Here is a 5,014-nt window from a genome sequence, read left to right as displayed (position 1 = left end):
GTCCGGGACGGTGGAGCGGTAGTCGCAGTCCACCTTGGTGTCCGGGATGGGGCGGGCGCCGACCACTCCGCGCTCGCGCTCCGCGCCGCCATCGACGCCCTCCCCATCCCGGACACCAAGGTGGCCTGCGCCTACCCCTCCACCGTCCCGGCCCCCGCCCCCGCCTCCGGCCCCGACGGCAACACCACCTCCGTCCTCGCCCCGGCCCTCGTCCGTCCGTTCGCTGATGGGGAGCAGACCCCGGTAGACCCCCGGCCCTCCGAAGCGGTGCTGCGCCGTCGCCGCGGCCGCCAGTACGGCGGTGAAGACGCTGCCGCCCGAGGCGCGGGCGCCCGCCGCCAGGGCGTCGGTGCGGTGCGGGTCGAGGAGGGGGAGCGCCCGGTTCACCAGGGGGTACAGGTGGCCCTCCGGGACGCCCAGGTCGAACGGGAACCTGGGGAAGAAGCCGCCGTTGCCGCGGATGAAGTCCTTCCAGTACCGCAGGCGGTCGTCGTCGGGGCGGAGTGCCGCGTAGCGGCGTCGCTGGTCGTCACCGAAGGTCGAGTAGCTGGCGGCGGAGGGGAGTTCGGGGGTACGGCCGGCCGCGAGGGCGGCGTACGAGGTCTGGAGTTCGTTCACGACGACGGGCATGGACAGGCCGTCGCACACGATGTGGTCGAAGCAGAGGTAGACCGTCGCGCCGTCCTCCCGGACCACCGCGCCCATGAGGAACAGCGGCCAGGAGAGCGTGTCGATGCTCTTGAACGTCTTGTCGAGGTGGGTGTGCAGATCGTCCCCGCTGTGGAAGTGGCCGACCACTTCCGCCTCCAGGGCGATGGACTCGGGCGCCAGTGCCGTGCAGTTCAGGTCGCCGGCGAGCCGCTGGAACTCGCTGCGGAGCACCTCGTGGCGCCGTACGAGGAGCAGGAGCGCCGCTTCGAGGGCCTTGGTGTCCGGTCGGCCCGAGATCTCGAAGGTGACCGTGATCGAGCTGGCGATTCCGTCGCGCGTGCTCCGGGTCGCCTCGGACGAGGAATGGTGCTTGTCCTGATTGAACGAGGCCGATTTGAAGGAGATCGATGCGGAGCGCTTCGTGTACAGGGACCAGGCGATGACGGTCCCGGGCTCGATGGTGACGTCGGAAAAGGGGATTTGCAGCACTCGGGGGCTTTCTGTTCATGACTTGTGGGGGGAAGTCGAGAGGGGAAATCAGGTGGGTGTGGGGAGGATGTGCGCCAGTAGGGAATCCACCGCCGCCTCGACACCGTCCTCGGCCCGGACGAGACGGGAGATCTCGTTCGCCCGGTGTGCCAGGTGGCGGTCCGTCACCGCCGTGGTGATCGCTTCCGCGAGCCGGGGCGCGGTCAGGGCGCGGGCGGTGAGGGGGGCGGGGGCGACGCCCAGTGCTCGCATACGCGCGGACCAGTGGGTCTGGTCGCCCATGTGCGGGCAGAGGACCTGAGGGCGGCCCGCGGCGAGGGCGGCTCCGACCGTCCCCGGGCCACCGTGGTGGACGATCGCCGCCGTACGCGGGAAGAGCCAGTCGTGCGGGGCCTGTTCGATCATCAGGATGTTCGGTGGCAGGGGGGCGGAGTTCCTGCCCGGCGCGCCGATGCCGCCCCAGCCGGTCGCGACGACGGCCCGTACGCCGGTGCGGCGGACCGCCTCGGTGACCAGCGCGTGGTTCCGGCGGGCCCGGGTGCCGGTCATGCTGCCGAAGCCGATGTAGACGGGGGGCGGGCCCTCGTCCAGGAACCGGCTCAGCTCCCTGGGCGGTGTCCAGTCGGGGCGCGCGGGCAGGTACCAGAAACCCGTGGTGCGTACGGCGTCGCCCCACGCCGGGTCGACCGGGGTGATGTGCCGGCTGAACGGCTGGAGCACCGGGCGCCGACGGCCCTCGGGGTCCCGCAGCCACCGCCGGGCATGGTGCCGGCGTGGCGCCAGCCCCAGTTCGCCCGTCCGCCAGCGCTCCACCTCGCGGGACCGCTGGGCCGCCGTGACCACGGCGTACGTGCTCCGGTTCAGGAAGCGCGGCACCCGGGGGAGCGGCATCAGCGGGCAGGGGAACGCGTCGGTGGGGATCCACCCCGGCTGGAGCGCCACGACGACGGCGGGTACGTCCAGCATGTCGGCGACGTGCTGGGCGGGGAACGCCGCCGAATGCACCACCGCCGCCACGTCCCCGTGGTCGTGCGCGATGGCCGCCACGTCGCGCAGCGGGGCGATCATCAGGTGTTTCAGGCGGGCGACGGTCCGCGCGGCGGCGATCTTCCCGCGCACGCCCATGAGGCCGTCGTCGATGATCCGTCGGGTCGCCGTCTCGTCGAGGATCCGGGTGGGGCCGTCGTCGATCGCGGCGAAATCGACGCCGTACGCGGCCGCTTCGGACGCGTATGCGGAAGGGGCCGCCAATAACGGCTGATGGCCGTGGCGGCGCAGCGCCACGGCCAATGCGAGAAAGGGTTGTACATCCCCGCGAGTACCGCATGCCGCCAGAAGAACCTTGCGCGGGAGGGCGCCGACTCCGAGGCTCTCGGGCCCCGATTCATTGGGCATGACCACGCGCTGAACCTAGCAGAAGGGAATTCGAACTAGTCTGGGGAGATAATGAGTTCGATATTTTCGGCGGCGATTTTTTCCGATTATGCGGACCGGAAAGGACCCGTCACCTCGTACGTGATCCTGCCCGACGAACTGCCGCTGGTCCCGCGCCGGCTGGAGAATTGGAGACGGCGGCCGTCGGGGGAGAAGGCGGGGCCGGTGAGCTCGGAGGCGGACCGGCCGTCGACGCGGAGCTGGCCTTCGTGCGGCAGGGCGCGCCGGTGTTCACGCCGGCAACGGCGGTGCCTCGCGGCGCCGTTGCCCGGGCCGTCCCCCGAACCCGTGGCTGTGCACAGGTCCCGGCGGCTCGGCCGACGGCAGGCGGACCACCGCGTCCAGGCCCCCCGTGGCCGCCTCCCGCAGCGTCACCTCACCACCACTGGCGTGGGCGAGCCGCTGGACGAGGGAGAGGCCGAGCCCGGTGCCGCCCTTGGGCGCGCCGGGGGCGCGCCAGAAGCGGTCGAACGCGCGGGCGCGCTGCTCCGGCGTCATACCGGGCCCCTCGTCGGTGACATGCAGGTCGACCCAGCTGGGCCGGGCGTCGCGCAGGGCCCGGCGGGCGGGGACGAGGAGCCGTAGCTCCATGGTGACCGTGCTGCAGGCGGGGGAAGCGCGCAGGGCGTTGGAGAGGAGGTTGTCGAGGATCTGCTCCACGGCTCCGGGGACGGCCGTCACCGGTCCCACCACACCCGCGAAGAGGACCAGGGAAACCCCCTCGCGTTCGAACAACGGCCCCCACGTACGGTGCCGTTCCGCGCAGATCGCCCCCAGGTCGACCGGGGCCGGGACGGCCGCGGACTCCTCCAGGCGGGCCATCGCCAGCAGCCCCTCGACCATCCGGGCCAGCCGGTCGGTCTCGGTGACGGCCGCGTCGAGGCTCGGCCGGGCGCGCCGGGCGATGTCCGGTTCCAGGTTCTCCAGTCGTAGCCGCAGGGCGGCGAGCGGGGTCTTCAGCTGGTGCGAGGCCTCACCGGCGAACGCCCGTTGGGAGGCCAGCAGATGTTCGAGGCGGGCCGCGGTCGTGTTGAAGGCCGCCGCGAGACTCCGTACCTCCGGCGGGCCGGAGGTGACCACGACACTGGTCGCCGTACCGCCCTCGGCCAGCCGGTGGGTCGCCTCCTCCAACTGCCGGATGGGGCGCCCCGTCCAGCGCGCGAAGGCGAACGCCACGGCGGCGACGCCGGTGAGCACGGCGAGTCCGGCCAGCGCCAGCAGCAGCCAGACCGCGAACACGCGGGCGTGCACCATCGTGGTCGGGAGCGTGACGCGTACGGCACCCTGCGCCGACGCGCCCGATTCCGGCCGCCCGGCCTCCGAGACGGTCCGTGGGTCGGCCGCCGGGTCCAGTACGGCCCTCGTGCGCGAAACAGTCCCCGTGTCTGCCTCAGCCCCTGTGTCCGTTGCGGCTGAGCCGGTGGTCACGGCGGGGCCGGTGTACCAGACCGAGGCGGTACCCGAGTCGGTGTGAGAGTCCGTGTCGTCCTCCGAGCCGGGGTCGCTCCCCGAACCCGAGTTAAAGTCCGTGTCCGGGCCGGAGTCCGTGTCCGTGCCCGCTGTCGCGTGGCCGACCGGGGCCGCCACGGACAGGTAGTGGACACCGCCGGTCGTCGTCGTCCGTACGTCCGTGGTGGCGCGGCCCCGTAGCGCGGCCGAGATCTCGGGGGTGGAGGAGAGGGACCGTTTCTCCTCGGCGGACAGGGAGTGGGAGGAGGCCAGCAGTTGACCGTCCGCGTCGACGATGACGACCCTTCCGCCGATGCGCTGGGCGCAGTGTCTGGCTCGTTCGGCGAGTTCGTCCGGGCGGTGCGCGGCGAGCGACAGCGCGGCGAACGCGGCCACCGACTCGGCCTCGTCGTTGGCCGAGTTGACGATTCGCTCGCGCTCGGCCCGGGAGTAGACGAAGCCCAGAGGGATCTCCAGGCCGAGCAGGACCAGGGCGGCGAGGCTGAGGTAACTCAGCAGCAGGCGTCGGGTCATGACACCCGGGCCTCGGGCGTGCGGTGCCTCCCCGAGCCCGCCGCCGGCCCCGGCCTCGTCCCCGACGCGGACCTCGTCTCCTCCCCGCGCCCACGGCCGTGCGCCTGTCCCCGCCCCGGGGCGCGGACGGCGAGCCGGAAGCCCACGCCGCGCAGGGTCTGGATCCACGCCGGGTCTCCCAACTTGCGGCGCAGGGTGGCGACATGGACGTCCAGCGTCTTGGTCGGGCCCTGGTAGTGGTCGTCCCAGACACGGTTGAGGATCTGCTGCCGGGAGTAGACCGCCCCGGGGTCCTCGGTGAGCAGCGCCAGCAGCTCGAACTCCTTCGGCGTCAGCGCGACCGGGACCTCGCCGACCCACACCTGCCGGGTCCGCCTGTCCACGACGAGCGGACCGGGCGGCGGGGCCGCACCGTCGTCGGACGCTGAGGAGGCGGAAGGGGCCCGGGGTTCGGGCG

Annotated in this window: 4 protein-coding genes and 1 pseudogene; all 5 read right to left on the bottom strand. The window is 72.7% G+C overall.

Translation table 11 applies throughout. From position 1 onward, the window contains the following. Nucleotides 1–1,140 (bottom strand): condensation domain-containing protein (locus tag P1P70_RS40510; protein WP_319246869.1); only part of this gene is annotated, 1,140 nt, incomplete at its 3' end. Between the two features lie 48 nt (nucleotides 1,141–1,188). Further along, nucleotides 1,189–2,535, bottom strand: coding sequence for a glycosyltransferase (locus tag P1P70_RS40505; protein ID WP_319246867.1), 1,347 nt, complete (start codon nucleotides 2,533–2,535; stop codon nucleotides 1,189–1,191). 86 nt (nucleotides 2,536–2,621) lie between these two features. After that, a pseudogene (locus P1P70_RS40500) lies at nucleotides 2,622–2,774 on the bottom strand (translocation protein TolB); the annotation flags it as partial. Nucleotides 2,775–2,805: 31 nt separating this feature from the next. Beyond that, entirely contained in the window at nucleotides 2,806–4,557 is a 1,752-nt protein-coding gene (locus P1P70_RS40495) for a HAMP domain-containing sensor histidine kinase (RefSeq protein WP_319246865.1), read from the bottom strand. After that, nucleotides 4,554–5,014 (bottom strand): winged helix-turn-helix domain-containing protein (locus P1P70_RS40490; protein ID WP_319246864.1); only part of this gene is annotated, 461 nt, incomplete at its 5' end. The genes P1P70_RS40495 and P1P70_RS40490, both read right to left, overlap by 4 nt.

The organism is Streptomyces sp. MB09-02B (assembly GCF_033794485.1).
Taxonomy (GTDB): Bacteria; Actinomycetota; Actinomycetes; order Streptomycetales; family Streptomycetaceae; genus Streptomyces.
The sequence above is the reverse complement of the archived record's forward strand: the minus strand, read 5'-3'. Positions and strand labels throughout refer to the sequence as shown.